The sequence below is a fragment of the Prevotella sp. TF12-30 genome, assembly GCF_003436715.1.
GTDB lineage: Bacteria > Bacteroidota > Bacteroidia > Bacteroidales > Bacteroidaceae > Prevotella > Prevotella copri_A.
The window spans coordinates 995-1,411 of sequence record NZ_QSQJ01000106.1 but is presented as its reverse complement, the minus strand read 5'-3'; the positions used below and the strand labels follow the sequence as shown (position 1 = coordinate 1,411).

Sequence of the window (417 nt, the reverse complement as noted above, 5' to 3'; positions counted from 1 at the left end):
GCCGATGCCGTAGATAATCTTGCTGGCGTAGAAGGAATGGATATCGCCTTCCAGGGCGGCACTTCAGCTTATCTGGTAAAGAATGCCGGTAATGGAATCCGTCTGCTGATCAAGGCTGAGAAGAACGAGGTGGATCCGATGGGTATCTACCGTATCGTGCGATTCAAGGCATCCAAGAAGGACAGAAGGATCCAGTGGCTTACTCTGAAGCCTTCGCTCCTGGGCAGTTCTGATGCCAAGAAGAAGGGGTTCCTCGCCTTTGCAGGACATAAGTATGGTGCACAGAGTTATCTCCTCGACATCCCAGCCTCTGAGTTGGGTCCGGGCGAATATGGCATTATCTATCTCTCGGTAGCTTCTGCCCAGGAGATTCCTGTAGGTACATTCAGTATTGTGGATTAAAGAGCCGTTAGGCGT

At 51.1% G+C, this 417-nt stretch carries 1 pseudogene; it reads left to right on the top strand.

From position 1 onward, the window contains the following. Nucleotides 1-402: pseudogene (locus tag DXD25_RS16855) on the top strand (hypothetical protein); the annotation flags it as partial. Between the last annotated feature and the right edge of the window lie 15 nt (nucleotides 403-417).